17 protein-coding genes are annotated in these 17,314 nt (G+C 60.9%); 8 read left to right on the top strand and 9 right to left on the bottom strand.

The genetic code is table 11. The features are described from left to right. Positions 1-10 precede the first annotated feature (10 nt). The 3 genes from OP10G_RS03980 to OP10G_RS03970 all read right to left on the bottom strand — a co-directional run bounded on the left by OP10G_RS03980 (position 11) and on the right by OP10G_RS03970 (position 1,836). Entirely contained in the window at positions 11-265 is a 255-nt protein-coding gene (locus OP10G_RS03980; protein ID WP_025227172.1) for a hypothetical protein, read from the bottom strand. A 69-nt stretch (positions 266-334) separates the two neighbouring features. Continuing rightward, a complete protein-coding gene (locus tag OP10G_RS03975) occupies positions 335-1,147 on the bottom strand; it encodes a fumarylacetoacetate hydrolase family protein (RefSeq protein ID WP_025227173.1) in 813 nt (270 codons plus the stop codon). A gap of 62 nt (positions 1,148-1,209) precedes the next feature. Further along, positions 1,210-1,836: a flavodoxin family protein gene (locus tag OP10G_RS03970; RefSeq protein WP_025227174.1), complete on the bottom strand. Its 627-nt coding sequence runs from the start codon at positions 1,834-1,836 to the stop codon at positions 1,210-1,212. Positions 1,837-1,894: 58 nt separating this feature from the next. On the opposite strand from OP10G_RS03970, the gene OP10G_RS03965 reads away from it, so the two are divergent. Further along, positions 1,895-2,164 (top strand): UBP-type zinc finger domain-containing protein, encoded by a 270-nt coding sequence (locus OP10G_RS03965; RefSeq protein ID WP_025227175.1) that lies wholly within the window; start codon positions 1,895-1,897, stop codon positions 2,162-2,164. On the opposite strand, the gene OP10G_RS03960 is transcribed toward OP10G_RS03965, so the two are convergent. The 3 genes from OP10G_RS03960 to OP10G_RS03950 form a co-directional block, all read right to left on the bottom strand. Beyond that, on the bottom strand, positions 2,161-5,199 hold the full coding sequence (locus OP10G_RS03960) for an AfsR/SARP family transcriptional regulator (RefSeq protein ID WP_025227176.1): 3,039 nt from the start codon (positions 5,197-5,199) through the stop codon (positions 2,161-2,163). The genes OP10G_RS03965 and OP10G_RS03960 overlap by 4 nt on opposite strands. A 151-nt stretch (positions 5,200-5,350) precedes the next feature. After that, entirely contained in the window at positions 5,351-6,442 is a 1,092-nt protein-coding gene (ychF, locus tag OP10G_RS03955; RefSeq protein ID WP_025227177.1) for a redox-regulated ATPase YchF, read from the bottom strand. 136 nt (positions 6,443-6,578) lie between these two features. Further along, a complete protein-coding gene (locus tag OP10G_RS03950) occupies positions 6,579-7,418 on the bottom strand; it encodes an SMP-30/gluconolactonase/LRE family protein (protein WP_025227178.1) in 840 nt (279 codons plus the stop codon). Between the two features lie 267 nt (positions 7,419-7,685). On the opposite strand from OP10G_RS03950, the gene OP10G_RS23935 reads away from it, so the two are divergent. The 3 genes from OP10G_RS23935 to OP10G_RS03935 all read left to right on the top strand — a co-directional run bounded on the left by OP10G_RS23935 (position 7,686) and on the right by OP10G_RS03935 (position 12,384). Beyond that, entirely contained in the window at positions 7,686-10,271 is a 2,586-nt protein-coding gene (locus OP10G_RS23935; protein WP_025227179.1) for a PAS domain-containing sensor histidine kinase, read from the top strand. Between the two features lie 39 nt (positions 10,272-10,310). Then, on the top strand, positions 10,311-11,411 hold the full coding sequence (locus OP10G_RS23930) for a sensor histidine kinase (RefSeq protein ID WP_025227180.1): 1,101 nt from the start codon (positions 10,311-10,313) through the stop codon (positions 11,409-11,411). 448 nt (positions 11,412-11,859) lie between these two features. Next, on the top strand, positions 11,860-12,384 hold the full coding sequence (locus tag OP10G_RS03935; RefSeq protein WP_025227181.1) for a YciE/YciF ferroxidase family protein: 525 nt from the start codon (positions 11,860-11,862) through the stop codon (positions 12,382-12,384). Positions 12,385-12,435: 51 nt separating this feature from the next. Here the strand turns inward: OP10G_RS03935 and OP10G_RS03930 are convergent, their stop codons facing one another. The 3 genes from OP10G_RS03930 to OP10G_RS03920 are packed head-to-tail and all read right to left on the bottom strand — an operon-like array spanning position 12,436 to position 13,710. After that, positions 12,436-12,780 carry a hypothetical protein gene (locus OP10G_RS03930; protein WP_025227182.1) on the bottom strand — a complete coding sequence of 115 codons (345 nt, stop codon included), beginning with the start codon at positions 12,778-12,780 and terminating at the stop codon, positions 12,436-12,438. 23 nt (positions 12,781-12,803) lie between these two features. Then, positions 12,804-13,253 carry a hypothetical protein gene (locus OP10G_RS03925; RefSeq protein ID WP_025227183.1) on the bottom strand — a complete coding sequence of 150 codons (450 nt, stop codon included), beginning with the start codon at positions 13,251-13,253 and terminating at the stop codon, positions 12,804-12,806. Positions 13,254-13,263: 10 nt separating this feature from the next. Then, positions 13,264-13,710: a hypothetical protein gene (locus OP10G_RS03920; protein ID WP_144240986.1), complete on the bottom strand. Its 447-nt coding sequence runs from the start codon at positions 13,708-13,710 to the stop codon at positions 13,264-13,266. A gap of 245 nt (positions 13,711-13,955) precedes the next feature. On the opposite strand from OP10G_RS03920, the gene gatB reads away from it, so the two are divergent. The 4 genes from gatB to OP10G_RS03900 are packed head-to-tail and all read left to right on the top strand — an operon-like array spanning position 13,956 to position 17,206. After that, entirely contained in the window at positions 13,956-15,419 is a 1,464-nt protein-coding gene (gene gatB / locus OP10G_RS03915; protein ID WP_025227185.1) for an Asp-tRNA(Asn)/Glu-tRNA(Gln) amidotransferase subunit GatB, read from the top strand. Next, a complete protein-coding gene (locus OP10G_RS03910) occupies positions 15,416-15,982 on the top strand; it encodes a hypothetical protein (RefSeq protein ID WP_025227186.1) in 567 nt (188 codons plus the stop codon). Before gatB ends, OP10G_RS03910 begins: the two co-directional genes overlap by 4 nt. Positions 15,983-15,997: 15 nt before the next feature. After that, positions 15,998-16,699 (top strand): 7-carboxy-7-deazaguanine synthase QueE, encoded by a 702-nt coding sequence (locus tag OP10G_RS03905; RefSeq protein WP_025227187.1) that lies wholly within the window; start codon positions 15,998-16,000, stop codon positions 16,697-16,699. A gap of 6 nt (positions 16,700-16,705) precedes the next feature. Continuing rightward, positions 16,706-17,206 carry a hypothetical protein gene (locus tag OP10G_RS03900; RefSeq protein ID WP_025227188.1) on the top strand — a complete coding sequence of 167 codons (501 nt, stop codon included), beginning with the start codon at positions 16,706-16,708 and terminating at the stop codon, positions 17,204-17,206. Positions 17,207-17,314 lie beyond the last annotated feature (108 nt).

Raw genomic sequence — 17,314 nt, 5'->3', positions numbered from 1 at the left:
GTCGCGACGCTTAATGGTGCTTGTGCTTGAGGTGGTGATGCATCGCCCAAGCCGCGGCGGCGCCGGTCAAAATCGGGTGCTTGTGGAAGAAACCGTGGTGGCTGTGCTTGGCCAGCGCATACGCACCGACTCCAGTGGCGATGGTCGCCAGGCGATGATGATGATGGTGATGTCGAACGGTCGTCTGCGCCTGAACCGGCGACGGGGCCGCAACAAGAGACGTGCCGATGACCAAGGTTGCTGCAAGGGCGATAGGTGCTTTCATATTTGCTCTCCAAGGGTAGTCAGTCCAGTAGGACTGATTACCCTCGAGGCTGGTTCGTGGTTGCAAGCACTAGGAGACCGCGTTCCGCAGGGTGACGTCCCCTACCGCGATCGTCACGTCATCGCCGGGCAGCAACGTGAAATCCTGCGAGGGGACGATGCCGGTACCGGTAAAGAGGAAGACCCCGTCGTCGAACGTCGTTTCTCGGACAAGATATGAAACTAGGTCTGCGAACGAGCGCTTCATTTGCGAAGTGCGGGCGTCGCCCGCAAAGATCTTCGATCCCGCCCGCTCGACCGACAAGTGGATCGGCACGTCGCCAAGCTCATCGTCCGCAGCAAGAACGATGCCGGGTCCCATCGCGCAAGAGCCGTCATAGGTCTTCGCTTGGGGTAGGTAGAGCGGGTTCTCCCCTTCGATGCTTCGGCTCGACACATCGTCGCCCGCCGTGTAGCCGACGATCTCGCCAGACCGATTGATGACGAGCACGAGCTCGGGCTCGGGCACGTTCCAGTCGCTGTCGCGGCGAATCCTGATCTTTCCTCCCGGACCGACGACTCGCCGACCAAGCGTCTTGAAAAAGATTTCCGGCCGCGCCGCCTCATAGACCCTGGCATACACGTCGGCGACCGAGGACTCCGCCTGCCGCTCCACACTGCTTCGCAAGTACGTCACGCCGCTCGCCCACACCTCTTGAGTCGGCTCGATCGGAGCAACCGCAGTGCCATCCAGCTCTTCGGTTGGAAGCGCGGTAAGAACCCGCATCATCTCTTCGCGTCCCATGCCAAGCAAGAACGATAAGCTCAAACCGGACGGAAGAGATCGGCCGTCGAGCGTCCACCGGAGGCCGGCCGGGGTTTGGATGCGGGAAAGGATCGTCATTCCCCAATAGCATGCCACGTCCCCCACCTCGAGGGGCCGATACACGAGACGAACCTCCCGAATTACTTTTCGGACCGATTCCCTTCCGCCGGGATCGGGTTGTCTTGGAGCATTCGCGCGATCAAAACGAGGTTATTGCCCAAGTAGCTCACAAGCTTGCGGACATATTTGTCGTCCTGGGCGACGTCGACGAAATCGTCTTGGCCACCGGCCGGACCGACCCAATACGCCTCGGCGTTGGGAGGGATCGTCGCGCCGAATTGCATAAGGTTGTAGAGAACGCCGGCCCCTACGTTCTGCGCCCCGTCCTCATTGCCCACCACGCAGACCCCCGCCACCTTGTTGTACAGCGGAAGCTGTCCCTGCTCGTTCGTCTCGTTGAGCATCGCGTCCATCCGCTCGAGCACCATCTGGCATACCGAGCACCGCTCTCCTAGCCAGATTGGGGTGCCGATCACCAGAATCTGCGAGTCAAGGATTTGCTGCCGGATCGGCGGCCATCCGTCACCCGGCCCCATATCGCTCTCCACGCCAAACTTGATCCCCGCCTCGACTGCCCGGATCGTCTTGCATTCGACTCCGCGCCTCTCCAAAACCTCGATCACCTTGTTCAACATCGCCTGAGTGCTCGACTTTTCATTCGCTCCCTTCAAGGAGCAATTGATGAGCGTGGCGCGCAGTTTTGGCATGCAAGTATTGACGACCAAGGGCGACTTCTGATCCCCTGCCGATGCTACGATTCAGAAAATGAAAGCCACTATCTGCGCCCATATCCAACAGCTCGAAGAGCTGAAGACGCCCAAGGCGCACGCCTGCGAGGAGTGCCTCAAGATTGGCTCCCACTGGGTGCACCTTCGCACCTGCCAAACGTGCGGAGCGACGCTCTGTTGCGACTCTTCACCCAATCGCCATGCGAGCCGCCATGCCGCTGCCGAGAATCACCCGGTCGCCGCATCGGCCGAGCCTGGCGAGAGATGGCTGTACTGCTATGTCGACGAAGCATATGCCGAGTATTAATCCGGGAGCGATCGCCCTAGCAGAACCGCCTCCTCCAGCGTCAGCGTCGGAGTTTCCAAGGCTTCGATACCTAAGGTGGACAACAGGTCGGCCTCTAACCGATTAGCGAACTCGGCGTGAAATGGTATCAACTTCGCGCCCGCGTCGGCCCATTCACGGCGGGTCACCGCCAACATCCGAGCCGCCCGGGCCGGTTCTCCGATTCGGTACTGGACCGCCGCAAGGCCGCACAAGGCAACCGCCAGCGCGACTGGGTAGCCGGTTTTCCAAAGCCTTGCTGAGTTGCCGAACGCCGCGTTGGCTTCAGCAAGACGCCCCTGCTCCAGGTAGGTTCGGCCCAATGCGGTCCAAACATCCCCCTCCTGGAAAGTCGATCCCATTTCTTGCCATCCCGAGATGCTCTTCTCGAAGGCGCTCACCGCCTGGTCCAGTCTTCCCCGCAGGAGATCGGTTCGCCCTTGGGCGACGGCGATCGCGGGCACCAGAAGCGTGAAGCCGATCTCGGCGGCTTGCTCATCCAGCCCGGCGAGTACTGCTTGCGCCAGGTCGATGTCGCTGGCGTCGAGGGCGGCAAGCGCAAAATTCACCCTTGTCCGAACTTGGTAGAAGAGCTCACCGCGGGAGTTGAACCAAGAGGTCGCGTCTCGAAAATGCTTGATCGCGAGTTCGGGCTGCCCCTGGTAGTGGAGGAACATTCCCTTGATCCTATCCACGAATCCGGCGCTTTCAAAGGCGTCGTTTTCCTCGACGAATCGATCGATCCCCTCCAAGATCGCCCGGCACTCGTCGTATTGGATCGAGTTTTGGGCGAAGAACGCCTGAAAAACCCGAAGTTTGACTTCATAGGACAGATTGCCGATTTGCCGGCCAATGCTTAGGCCGCGCTCGTAGACCTCCGGCCGGTTAGGGGTCTGAAGGAAATGCGCGATCAACGCGTACCCGTAGGCCGCGCGCAAGAGCGGCGGGGAAGGCGGAGCATCCCCACACCGTTCGAAGAGCTGAATGTAGAACTGATGGGCTTCGTAGCCGTTGGTTCGATAGAGCCAAAAGGATGGCAAGTTGCCGCCAAAAATGAGAGCCGACTCAATGTCGTGGTCAAGGGAGTAGGTCAGCGCCTCCCGAAGGTTGTCGATTTCCGGTACCAGCCGGTCGATCTCCTGCCGGACCGCGTCTCCCACCAACTCCGAGGCTACGAGGTGGGATCGGTCGACCAGCCAGGCCACGACTCGCTGCTTGAGAAGATCGCTCTTATTTTCGTCAAGCAGCTCGATGGCATGTTCGCGGATGGTCTCCAGCATCCGGAAGCGAATTCGAGGCCCTTCGGTGGCGATGTAGACCAGGGAGGCATCGATGAGCCGCTCCATCGTCCGGGTGGGATCGGCGATCCCGCAAACTTGCTCCGCCGCGTCCAGGGTCCAGCCGCCGCGGAACACGGAGAGCGAAGCAAGCGCCTCGCGCAGCTTAGGGTCCAGGTAGCTGAAGCTGCCCACGACCGCGTTTCGAAGGCTCCGGTGACGCTCCGGCGCGTCCTCGCGACGGTTGACCAGAAGGTTCAAACCTTCGTCTAGATCCTGCAAAAGTGTGGCCGGGCCGAGCGTTCGCATCCGCGAGGCGGCGAGCTGAAGCCCAAGCGGGACCCCTTCCATGCGGCGGACGATATTGGAGATCGTGGGCCAGTCCTCGCGCCGGAGGCCGGGGCCGATCTGATCCGCTTCTACCGCCTTCAGGAAGAGCCGCATTGCCGGCGAGGTCTCCGCCTCCTGCCGTTCGGCCGATTCGTGGGGGAGGGGAAGTGGGGGAAGAGTCAAGCGGTATTCGCCCGATATCTGCAGCGCAACGCGGCTCCCGGCCAGGATCCGCAATGCCGGCACTTCGCTGAGGAGACGGCGGAGGAGGGGGGCGATCGCCGGGCCGAATTGCTCCAGGTTATCGAGGGCGAGAAGCACCGGAGCCGTGGAAAGAACTCGGATCAGCCGGGTCGTCGGATCGTCGGTCGGGGCGTATCCCAGACCGAGCGAGTGCAGGATCGTGGTGGGCACGAGGGACGAATCGTCCAAATCCGAGAGATCGACGAAGGCGACACGTCCACTGTAGGGGCTCGAGAGCCTCGAGCATGAGTGGCGAAGCAGGTGGGTCTTGCCGATCCCTCCCATGCCGAGGATGCTCAGGAGCCTAATTTCGGGGTTGGACGGGTCGAGACGCTCGACGACTTGCTGCAGTTGAACGTCGCGCCCATACAGCGGCTCGACCGGGGCCGGGAACTGGAATCTAAGTCCCACCGCGGGGTCGGCGCGGGTGGGGACCAGCGATGCCGCCACCCCTTCCGCATTGGTCGACAGGCGTCCGCCTCGCCGGTCTTTGACGATGCTTCGAAGAATGTCGAACTGGCTAAGCGCGTCCGCCCGATGGCCAAGATCTTCCAAGGCTCGAACCGCCAAGAGATGGGCTCCCTCTCGCTCCGGAACCATGGTGATGGCATCGCGGGCCATCGCCAATGCCTCTTCGGGATTTCCAGCCTCAATCTGGGCCGTCCCCAGGTCGACGAGTGCGCCGTAACGGATGACGTTGAGGCGGATCCGCTCGACGCGGATCCAGTCCTCGTCGGCTTCTGCCATGAACGGTTCGGAGCCGATCTCTACCACTCTTCGCAGGTTGGACTCGAGACGTTTAGGATCGGAGGTTTCGCGGGTGGCCCGGGCGCATCGCTCGAACTCCTCGATGTCGAGCTCGAAGTCGGTCGTGTCGAGCCGGATGAATTCGCCGGTGGCTACGAGGATTCCCTCGTATTCTTCCAACACCTTTCTGAGGCGAGAGAGCTCTTGCCGGAGCCTCAGGCGGCTGGCGTCGTACCCATCTTCCGGCCAGAGCACTTCGGCAAGCTGGGCTCTCGACATCTGCCGCTGATGCGAGATTGCGAGCCGGGCGAGGATGAAGGCGCTTCGCTTCGTGAGAAACCCGTCGATAACGCGCCCGCCGGCGAGGAGGCGGGGTCGGCCGAAGAGACAGAGCCGGGGTCCTATCTCGATCGAATTCATGGCCGGTCCATTCTTCATCGAAGGTCGCGTCCGCCGGGAGCGCGCGGGACCTAAGACGCTCGTACAATCCTCAGGGTCGGGTCTTTTGGGCGCAGCCGCGGGGGCGGCTGCATGTGGTTTCACGACGATCGACGTCACTACTATAGCGGTGCTAGACGTTGAAGCGGAACAGCATAACGTCCCCTTCTCGGACCACGTAATCGCGCCCTTCGCTTCCGACCAAACCCTTCTCCTTCGCCGCCGCCATCGAGCCGGACTGGACAAGGTTGGTGTACGCGACGGTCTCGGCGCGGATGAACCCTCGCTCGAAGTCGGAGTGAATGACTCCCGCGGCTTGCGGGGCGGTCATCCCCTTGGTAATGGTCCAGGCGCGCGTTTCTTTCGGCCCGGTGGTGAAGTAGGTTTGTAGTCCTAGGAGATCGTAGGTTGCCCGGATGAGGGACGCCAAACCGCCTTCCTTCGCTCCCAGCGACTCTAAGAATTCGGCTCGGTCGGATTCCGGAAGCTCGGCCAACTCTGATTCGACTTGGGCCGAGATCACGACCACTTGCGCGCCTTCATGGGCGGCGATTGCACGAACCTTCTCCACGTAGGCGTTCCCCTCGGCAAGATCGTCTTCCGAGACGTTGGCGGCGTAGATCACTGGCTTGAGCGTCAGTAGCCCCAAGGAGCGGATGGAGAACCGCTCGTCGTCCGTCAGATTCGCTAACCGCGCCGGCAGCCCCTCTTGAAGCATCGGCACGATCTTCTCGAGCGCGTCGACTTCGACCTGGGCCTCTTTCTTCGTGCGCAGCTCCTTGCGCGCCTTATCCAGCCGGCGCTCGGCCTGAGACATGTCGGCAAGCGCCAATTCGATATTGATGATCTCGATATCGCGTTCGGGATCTACCGAGCCGGCGACATGGATGATGTCGTCGTCCTCGAAACACCGGACCACGTGCACGATGGCGTCCACCTCGCGGATGTTGGCCAGGAACTGGTTTCCAAGACCTTCCCCCTGACTCGCGCCCTTTACCAAGCCGGCGATGTCGACGAATTCCAGCCGGGCCGGAATCGTGTCGATCGAGCCGGTAATGCCGGCCAGCACGTTCAGGCGATTGTCGGGCACCGCTACGACGCCCACGTTCGGCTCGATGGTGCAGAAAGGGAAATTGGCGGCTTGGGCCTTGGCATTGGCGACGACCGCATTAAAAAGAGTCGACTTTCCGACGTTCGGAAGGCCGACGTTACCGGCTCTTAGCATAAGGGGGATTCGCGGGCGCAGGGGCCGCCGCGAACCTACATTCTACCCCCGTACCGTGGCACGGGCGGCTCGCCCATGAGTATCTCGGGCGGTCCGCCCGAGTAAGAATAATCCGCCAATCCGAATCTAGTGGACTCTACTGAATGCCGTGCACCCGCATTCGCAGGCCATAAACGCTTTTGCTGGCGGTGATGAAGAGAAGATGGCGGTCTTTGCCGGCGAAGGTGATGTTCGCGGTCCAACCTTCCTTGATGTCGATGTGCTCGATCTGCTTTCCGGTCTTGTCGAAGACGGTGACGCCGTGGCCAGTTAGGTACAGGTTTCCTTCGTTGTCGAGGGTCATTCCGTCGGAGCCGAGCTCGCAGAAGAGGTGCTTCTGGCTGAGCGAGCCATCCGGCTCGATGTGGTAACGGTAGGTCTTGCCACCGTCGATGTCGCTCACGTAGAGCGTTTTGCCGTCCTTCGTTCCCACCAGTCCGTTCGGCTGCTTCATGTCGACGTCCACCGGCCGCAGCACCTTATGGTCGGCGGAGAGGAAATAGACGTTACGGCCGGTTTGCTGCATCGCCGGGTCTCGGGTCCAATAGTCGCGGACGTAGAGTGGATCGGTGAAATACATGCCGTTATCGGGGCGGACCCAGACGTCGTTCGGTCCGTTCAGCAGCTTGCCGCCGAAGTCCTTGACCAAAACCGTTACCTTGCCATCGGGCGCGATGCTCCAGAGCTCGTTGCCGCCGTCGGCGCAGGAGATCAGGTTTCCTTTGTGGTCGAACGTCATTCCGTTGGACCGGCCGGCCGGCTTCTTCCACTCCGTGATCGTCCCGTCGACGTCCCAGCGCATGATCCGGTCGTTCGGCTGGTCGGTGAAGTACACATTCCCGTGTTTGTCGACCGCCGGTCCTTCGGTGAAGGAATATCCGGTCCCAAGCTGCTGAAGCGTCGCCCCCGGCTCGATAATCCCCGACATCGATGTCATAGCGAGAAGTATAGGGGAAAGGAAAAGCATGCTACCGCTACTATAGCGGCAATTAGATTCGGGATCGACGACGCTCGGCGGAAAGATTCTTAGGAGCGGACGATCGCCGATGAAGTACTTCGTGAACGGGAAGGAGAGACTTTGGCTGCGGTCGCGGAGAATCTTAGATAAATCGGCAGGTGGGTTATCCTGTGGGTACGAAATTTATCGTCGTGAGTCGGGACGCGAAAGGTTGAACGAACCGCTATCGAAGCTTCTGGGGAGAGGTTGGAAAGAACGCACGAGGCGGATAGCCAAGAACTGAGTCGGGAAGCTCTGTTGGCGGCCATCGGCGCGTGCGGGTTGGGTGCATGGGCAAGCGATGCGCAGGGCCGATTGACGTACGTCGACTCCGCACTCTTGGAGATGATCGGCCGTTCGTTTGAGGACGTGTTGGGCGACGGCTGGATCCAGTGGCTATCTCCCGAGGTGCGCAACCTGCAAGAGCGGACCTGGCGATCCGGGATCGCGGCCGGTGAGCCGTTCGAACGTCGGCACACCTACTTGACCGCCTTAGGAGAACGGCGAACGGTCTGCGTTCGGGCGAACCCGATCAAGGACGAAGCCGGGACGTTACAGGGTTGGGCCGGCGTTCATTTGGAAGAGCCCGCGTCGCCTTCCGTCGAGGTCCCGAAGTCGCCGGTGGAGTCGTTTTTTGAGAGCACGACCGACGCGTTCGTCGCCTTCGATACCGAGTTCCGGTTCACTTACGCGAATCGCGTGGCCTCGGAAATGCTCCAACGGAAACCAGAGGAGCTGATCGGGATCAGCCAGTGGGAGCTCTTTCCTCAACTGGTCGGCACCAAGGTCGAGCTGGAGTTTCGCCGGGCTATGCGAGAGCAGACGGCGATCCACTTTGAGTTTGCGATTACTCAGGCGGACATCTGGCTGCAGATTCATGCGTATCCCTCGCCCTCCGGCCTCGCCGTTTACTTCCGCGACATCTCGGAACGAAAGCGCGCGGAAGCGCGCCTGGCGCTCGCGCTGCAGGGAGCGCGAGCCTCGATCTGGGAGTGGGATTTGGCCACGGATTTGATGACCTGGTCTCGCGAGATGCATGAAATCACCGGAATTCCGTCGGATGTGGCGCCAAGCCGGACGGTGTTCTTCGAGCGGATCGACCCGGCGGACCAAAAGAGAATCTACATGGCGACGGTGAAGGCGGTCGACGAAACCTCCGAGCTGAACGAAGAGATTCTGATTCGCAATATGGAAGGAGAAGCCCGGTGGATTTCGCTCCGGGCAACCGTGGTGAGAAACGAGGCCGGAAAGGCGATCCGGTTCGTGGGATTGGCGCAAAACATTACGGAGCGCCGGCAGGCGGAAGAGGAACTGCGCGACGCGCGGCGCTCGCTATCGCTGGCGCTGCTCGGTGGGCGCATGGGTTACTGGTCGAGAAGCGTCGAACCGGACGTCATCAAGTGGTCACCGGAGTTGGAGGCGCTCTTTGGGCTCGAACCGGGGGCGTTCGCCGGCGATAAGGGACGGGTCGAGTTCGAAAAGCTGGTCCATCCCGACGACGTCGAGCGCGTCGCTGAGACGGTGCGAAAGGCACTTAGAACCGGAGAGGATTACCGAATGGAGTTCCGTTTCCGGCACGCCGACGGGGGTTGGCGATGGATGGAAGGACGCGGGCGCGCCTCGTTCGACGCCTCGGGCAAGCCGGCGTGGGTCCACGGCGTGGGGATCGACATCACGGAAAGCAAAGAGATCGAGGCGCGATACGAGCGCCTGGCGAACCTGGTGCCTTGCCTCGTGTGGGTGCTCGACGGCAAAGGATATACGCGGTGGGTTAACCGCCGCTGGACCGAGGTTACCGGCCTTCCCGGGCTGCAGCCGACCCCCGACGATTGGTTGGCGCTCATCCATCCGGAAGACCTGGAGCCGAGCCGGAAAATCTGGTGGGACTGTCTTCGAAACGGGACGCCCTACGAGGCGGAGCTGAGATACCGGACGAAGAATGGAGAGTACCGGTGGTTCTTGGAGCGTGGCGAGCCGATCCTCGGCGGCGATGGCGAAGTCACCGAGTGGTTCGGGACGAGCGTCGATATCCACGATCAAAAGACCAAGGAACAAACGCTGGCCCTCGCCGACCGGCGGCAGAGGGAGCTGAACCAGGAGCTTGAGGCGAGAGTGGAAACCAGAACCGCCGAACTGGTCGACGCGAACCGCGAGATGGAGGGGTTCACCTACACCGTCTCTCACGATCTCCGCGCACCGCTCCGGGCGATCATGTCGACGAGCATGATCTTGCTGGAAGAAACGGGCGGCAAGCTGTCGCCGGAGGAGCGTTCGCTGCTGGAACGGCAGGCCCACAATGCAAAACACCTGGGAGTGCTGATCGACGAGCTGCTGAAGCTCTCTCGGATTTCTCGTCAGGACATGAAGTTCGTTAGGTTCGACCTATCGGATCTCACCGCTCAGGTAGCGAGGGAGCTGGTGGACGGGTTCGGCGAGCATGTTTCGCTAGAAATCGATCCAAGTTTGGAGGCGGTCGGTGATCCGAAGCTGGTCAAATTCGTCCTCCTGAACCTGCTGGAGAACGCAGTGAAGTTCTCACCCAACGGCGGCACGGTGCGAGTGGGAGCCCGAGACGGGACGTTCTTCGTGAAAGACGAAGGGATTGGGTTTGATCCGCGATACCGGGATAAGCTCTTTCGGCCGTTCGAACGGCTGGTGAGCCAGAGCGAGTACCCCGGAACGGGAATCGGGCTCGCCAACGTGAAGCGGATCGTCGAGCGCCACGGAGGCAAAGTGTGGGCGGAGTCCACACCTGGCCACGGATCGACCTTTTGGTTCAGCTTGGCGCCCTGAGTTTCCGCGAACGGCTTTCCCGAATCTTCCGCCTAAACGATGGTGGGAGACATTATCTCGAACCGGACCGACCCAAACGAGGAACTAGGAGAGCCCCTGCGTCCATCTTCCGACGCCCGGGTTCTCCGATGGAACTCTGGTCCGGACGGGGAGCGGACCTTCACAGGTAACGGCTGGCGCCACTTCATCGGCGGGGATGAGAACAATGGCGCGGGCTGGCTTGCCGCGGTTCACCCCGCGGACTCGGAGCGCACTCGCGAGCAGTATCGAAACGCGGTTCAAAGCCGAGAGAGGTTCGAGCTGGATTTCCGGCTCCGGCGTCAGGACGGGGAATACCGGTGGATGCTGGATCGGGGGGAACCGGATTTTGGCTCGAACGGGGAGTTTTCCGGCTTTGCCGGAGCCGCTTTCGACCTAACGGATTGGATGGAAGCGCGGAAGCGGGCCGAGCGGAACGAAGCGTCGCTTCAGCTTCTCGCAACCGACCTGGAGAGCTTTACCTACTCCGTGTCGCACGACCTGCGGGCGCCTCTGCGGTCGATCCTGGGCTACTCAAAGATCCTCCTCGACGAATACGGGAGTTCGCTGGCCTCCGAAGCTCAGGATATGATGCGCCGCCAAATGACGGCGGCGCGGCGAATGGAAAGCCTCATTTCGGATTTGCTGGAGTCGTCCCGGCTCGGCCGGCGGGAGGTGGTGCGTTCCCACTTCGACTTTAGCGCGCTTGCGCGGGATGTGGCGGACGAGATATGCAGCCGCGACTGGGGGTGCGAGGCGAAGTTCACTATCGAGCCGAATTTATACGCCGACGCCGACCCGGGACTCCTTCGCTATGTGCTCCAGAACCTTTTCGAAAATGCCGTTAAATATTCGAAGCCGACCGGTCGGGCTGAGGTCTCCTTCGGTCGAACGCCCGAGGGGGCGTTCTTCGTACGCGACTCGGGCGTTGGTTTCGACATGGAATACAAAGATAAGCTGTTCAAGGCATTTGAACGGCTGCACAGCTCGAGCGAGTTTCCCGGGACGGGCATCGGCCTTTATAACGTGCAGAAGGTCGTCCACCGTCACGGCGGATCGGTTTGGGCCGACAGCGCGCCGGGGAAGGGGGCGACCTTTTATTTCACTCTCGGTGAACGGTAGTGCCCGTTGTTCCGATGGGGGCCGATCTAATACGCCCAGACGAGGGCCGCGGTCGTTTCTCACTCGGGCGGGGCGTTCGTACCAGCTTTCCGGTCCCTTAGAGGACGCTCCCCAGCCCGCCGAGCGTCCTTGCCCCTCGAATAGCCGAGGGCAGGAGGCCGGCGGTCCACTGGGGTTCTGCGTGATCTAGAGGCGACGATAGTAGTAGCCACCACCGCCGAGAAGCAGCAGGATCACGACGATGAGAAGGATTAGGGTAATGCTCATATTCTCTCCTTGAGTTTTCGCTCTTCGTGGGTGATCTGACCCGGCAAATTTATCAGTGGTTCCGCGTGGACCGGAGGGCGCGGGCCTTACGACCCAGGGCCAGTTCGGAACCTGGGTATTGCCCTCTCGTCAAAATTTCGCGCCCCGTCTTAACGGCGGGAAGACGCGAAGGAGAGAGCACATGGCAGAGAACGCAAAGGAACGGCTGATTCGCTACTTGCAAGACGCGCACGCGGCGGAGACCGGTATCGACGACGTCATCAAGGGTTTCATCGACGATACCGACGACCCCAACATCAAGGCGGTTTTTCAGCAGCATCGGATCGAAACCCAGAGCCAAGCTCAGCGGTTAGAGGCGAGGCTCAAGGCGCTGGGCGCGGACCCAAGCGGGGGGAAGGGATTCCTCAACATGGTGCTCGCCAGGATGAGCGAGATCATGCACGGAGCGCATGACGAATACGACAAGAACACCCAGAACCTGATCAAGGCGTATTCGATCGAGCATCTCGAGCGAGGGATGTACGAGTCGCTGATCGCCTATTCGTCCGTCGTCGGAGACGACGTCACGGCGGCATTGGGGCGGCAGATCCAAGCCGAGGAAGAGGCGACTGCGCAAAAGCTATTCCCGTTGATCCAGCAATACGCCAAGACGGCGCTCGCCGGCACGGAAGGCCTGGCGGGCAATCGAATCGCATACACGGCCTAGACCGTTAGCGGTTGGCAGTCCGGAGATCGCTCCCTGTCAACCGCTAACCCCTCACTCTTCTATCTGTACACGCAAGGCGAAGCGGGTTAGATCGAAGGCGGCGGTGTACAGGAAGAGGGGGAGGACGGAGGTTTGGGCGAGGTAGGTTAGCCCGAATACACCGACGGCTACCGCAAAGTAGGCGATCGACGAGAAGTCGGGGCGGTACCGGTCGAAGATAGCGACGGCGATCCCCACGCCGGAGACCACGATAAGAGTTCCGGGGACGTAGGTCCAGGGCACGATCGGGCGCATCAGCCATTCGCTGACCATGCCGCCGACAAGCATGATGAGACCGCGGAAGAGATATCCGTACCGCAAGCTCGGCGGCTCGGACAGGGGCGGCGGTTCACGCATGACGTCATTGTCCCGGAAACGCGCTATTCCCGTTTCAATGCGTAAATCCAACGGCGCAGGCACGCCATGAAGAAAAAGAACGAAACGAGCGTCATTACGCTCGCGGGGACGATTCCGATCGGCGTGGTTCCCTCTCGAAGGGTTTGGGCTTCCTGTGCGAACCAGGTGAGCGAAAAGAAGAAGACGATGACCGAAACGAGCAGATGGTTAAAGCGGTCAAGACGTCCCCGACGCAGCACCGGCTCATCGATGATCATCCGCCCGAGTCCGCGGATTTGCTCCATTGCGTAGCCGGCGGCCCACTCCGCGAGCTCGGCGGAAAAGCCCAGCTCAACCAACCGGGCTTGGACTTCGGAGTCGGTCATTCCTCGCGGGCCGAATAATATATCGATCGCCTCGCGGCGGATCTCTTTGGAGAGATTCCGCCACTCTTCCCGTAGCGCGGGGGTTGGAGGGGGGCCGAATATCGCCATCGACAGTTTCCTATCTTGCGTCGCCGCCAGACCTTCGAAGGGAGCCCCGATACCAAGCGTTCAGGCAGCGCAACAGGGTTCGCCACATGACATAACTGGTCGCGGAGGCCGCCCCAAGTGCCCAAAGCCTTGGCTCCGGCGCCGGATTGCGGACTTCCGCAATCAGCCAGACGAGGGCAAGGAGAAAGCCGGCCAGGGACACGATTACGGGGCCGTCGCTCGGGTCTTCATTCGCAGGCTGGTTGGCCTCGTACAATCGCCGGCGGTTGCATTCGGCCTCCGCCCAAACGGCGAGCGCAGGCGAGAAACCGAGTGAGTCCATTCTTCCGCGAAGATCAGAGCCAGGATTTCGAACGTGGACGAGCATTAGCCAGCGGGCCTTCGCCCGGGCTTTTACCGGGAGCCGCTGCCACTCCAGATCTACCTCCCGAACGCTGGGGGGAGCGAATCTGCTCATCGACTTCATCTTATCGCACTTTGACCTCTCGTTAACGCTAACGCGAAGCGTTGTAGCCGCAGGTTGGCTCGTACCTGCGCGAGAGCGTTTCGCCCTTTGACCAAACTTGTGGATCGTTGGGACGTTGTCGCGCAGGTACGAGCCAACCTGCGGCGACACGGCTGCGCCGTAGGCCGGTCTTGCTGGAGGCGTGACCCCTTGGGGTTTAGAGGGGGAGGCTTCGGTAGACTGGCGGTTTCTAAACCATGGCGAACTTCATTCCGAGCGTCGGCATGGAGGTGCACGCCGAGCTGGCGACGCGCTCCAAGATGTTTTGCCGCTGCCCTGTGGCGTTTGGCGGCGAGCCGAATACTCGCGTCTGCCCGGTATGTCTCGGGCTACCGGGAACGCTTCCCACGCCGAACCGGGCGGCGATCGAGATGGTTTTGCGCACTGCGCTCGCCTTGAATTGCAAGATCGCGATGGATTCGGTCTTCCACCGGAAGAACTATTTCTATCCGGACCTGCCGAAGGGGTACCAGGTGACCCAGTACGGAGAAACCAATCCGCTCGGCTACCACGGTTACCTTGAAATTCCGGCGGCCGGAGGGGGAACGAAGCGGATTCACATCCGGCGAGTGCACTTGGAAGAAGACACCGGCAAGCTGATGCACCTGCCGAGCGGGGGAAGCGGCGTCGACTACAACCGGGCGGGAACGCCACTGATGGAGATCGTGACCGGGTTCAACCCGGAAACCGGCAAACCGGACATCTCAACTCCGGACGAGGCGAAGGAATACCTCACCCAATTGAGGCAGATCCTGCTCTACTTGGGCGTGTGCGACGGGAAGATGGAGGAGGGGTCGCTTCGTTGCGAGCCGAACATCTCCGTGCGATTGGATGGGTCGGACGAGCTGGGTACGAAGTCGGAGCTGAAAAACCTGAATAGTTTCCGCTCCGTACAACTCGGCGTGCAGTTCGAAGTGCGCCGGCAGGTCGCCGTGTTGGAGCAGGGCGGGAAGGTTTTGCAAGAGACGCGCGGCTGGAACGAACAGCGCGAGTCGAGCTTCCCAATGCGACTGAAAGAATCGGAGAACGACTACCGGTACTTCCCCGACCCGGACCTGGCGCCGATGGCGTTCGAGGAGGATTACATCGAACGGCTTCGCGCCTCCTTGCCCGAACTGCCGATCGCCAAGCTCCAGCGGTACCGGAACGAGCACGGACTGGGAGAGAAGGAGAGCGACGAGCTGATCGCGGACACCGACTGGTCGGCATTCTTTGAGGAGGCGGTCGGTCTGGGTGGCGAGCCCAAAGCGATTTCCAACCTCATGCGGTCGGAGTTCTTGATGCTGTTGAAGGGGGAGGGGATCGCCGCCCGCCAGAGCAAGATCACCCCCACCCATCTCGTGGACCTGACGAAGCTGGTCGCCAGCGGTGCGATCTCCAGCAAGATGGGCAAGGACTTATTCCGCGAGGTGTTCAAGAACGGAAAGCTTCCGTCCGATGTCGTAAAAGAGAAGGGTTCTTCGCAAATAACGGACGCAAACGCGGTAATGCCGTTAGTAGAACAAGTATTGGCGGACAATCAAGAGATCGTCGCAAAGTTTAAGGCAGGTAACGTGGGGGTGAAGGGATTCCTCGTCGGGCTGGTTATGAAGGCCTCCGGCGGCCGAGTCAACCCGCAACTTGCTCAACAACTTGTGGCGGAAGCGTTGGAGCGAGAATGAAGCGATTGGTTTTAGGCGTTGGTCTCTGGGCAGTGGGAATCGGGTGCGCGATGGCGGCGCCGGCTCAGGATCGCCTGAACTCGATCTGGTACTACGCCAACGAGAGGATCGACCAACAGACGGACGTTTGGTTCGACGACGGTGACTTTCCAGCTTCGATCCAGTTGTTGCGGGTGGCCCACCAGCTTCGGCCCAAGGACTATGAGGTCGTGACCAACCTGGGGTGGATGCTGGAGAACGTGCAAGAGTGGAATAACGCCGAGGCGGTCTACCACACCTACGCCCTCGAAAACGAATCGGACCCGGACGGCTCGCTGCCGATTGCCGAGTTCTATTTCCGCCGAAAGAAATACGAGACGATCGCTTCTCTGCTCGAGCCGAAGATTTCGCTGCAAAAGCATCCGCACCCGAACGTCTATCGAATTCTTGCTCACACCTATGAGAAGACCGGGCACCTTCCGGACGCGGAGAGGGTGTGGAAACAGTACATCGCGCTCGCGCCGAAGGACCTGACGGCGGTTCAGAACCTGAAGCGGGTCGAGAAGAAGATAAACCAGAGGTAAGTAAACTCTGGGTGCTTGTCCGACGACGCCCGCCTTCGTATCGCTGAGATTTTCGCCTCTGTCCAAGGGGAGGGAAGCTGGGTCGGCATCCCGAGTGTTTTTGTGCGCGTGAGCGGCTGTAACCTCCGTTGCGCTTGGTGCGACACTCCTTATGCAAGCTGGCGGCCGGAGGGGCCGGTGATGCCGGTCGGCGAGATCTTGGAGCGGGTGATCGCGACCGGGATCGATCACGTGGTGCTCACGGGGGGCGAGCCGATGCTCTTTGGCGGGGTCGAGACGCTAGCTGAAGAGTGTCACCGGTTGGGCAAGACGATCACAATCGAAACGGCGGGAACGATCTACCGGGAGCTTCCCTGCGATCTCATGAGCATCAGCCCGAAGCTCGCCAATTCGACTCCGCAAGACGAGGCGTGGCGCGAGCGTCACGAATCGACCCGTTTGCAGATCGACGTCTTGCAGAGACTTATCGACCGCTATCGTTATCAGCTCAAATTCGTCGTCGGACCGAATGTCGAGGCCGACCTGGTCGAGATCGAAGGGTTGCTCTCCCGCCTTCGAGGAGTGGTTCCCCAGCGGGTCTTGTTAATGCCGGAAGGGACGGATGCCGAGACGCTTCACCGGCGAGCGCGAGCACTCGTGGGGCCGGTGATGCGCCGGAACTGGCGTCTTACGACGAGGCTGCACATCGACCTGTTTGGGAATACGAAAGGAACTTAACTAACTTTGCGAACCGCCATCGTCTCCGCCGTCGTGCTGATCCTCGCCTTCATTTTGACGGCGCGGGCCACCTGTTCCAACCGTGAGATCGTGCCCTTCCTGGGTAAATGGTCGGGGGGATTTGAGGTCGAGTCGATTCGCGATGGAGCGGATACTCCGCAGGAGCGAGAGCGGTATCGGCTACAAGGGTACGTCCAGGTGTACGCCACGCGCCGGAGCTTTAAAATGCACCTACAAGGCGAGCAGGAAGACTTGGACCTCGCCGGCTTCTGGACCTTCAGGGGGCAGCGGCTTACGCTAAAGGTATCGGAAATCAAGATCGACGACCACGGTGGGGCGGACGCGCGGAATCCCAACCAGAAATTCATCTCGCCCGAAGAGTTGAACGGCGCCTATTCCAAGCCGATCGTCCTGGATCTGAGTCCGGATAAGAAGCAGTACACCGGGCTATTGATCGGTATGGGGAAGCTCATCGGCCGGCACCGGTTTGTGAAGGATTCGTTCTAACGTGGCACGGGCATCTTGCCCGTGGGCCGATGCTACGTTTACACGACCAGGATGGTCGAGATACACACGGGCTGGAAGCCGCGTGCCACGCACCTTTGGGGGGCGGTC

The organism is Fimbriimonas ginsengisoli Gsoil 348 (genome assembly GCF_000724625.1).
Classification (GTDB): Bacteria; Armatimonadota; Fimbriimonadia; order Fimbriimonadales; family Fimbriimonadaceae; genus Fimbriimonas; species Fimbriimonas ginsengisoli.
The sequence above is the reverse complement of the archived record's forward strand: the minus strand, read 5'-3'. Positions and strand labels throughout refer to the sequence as shown.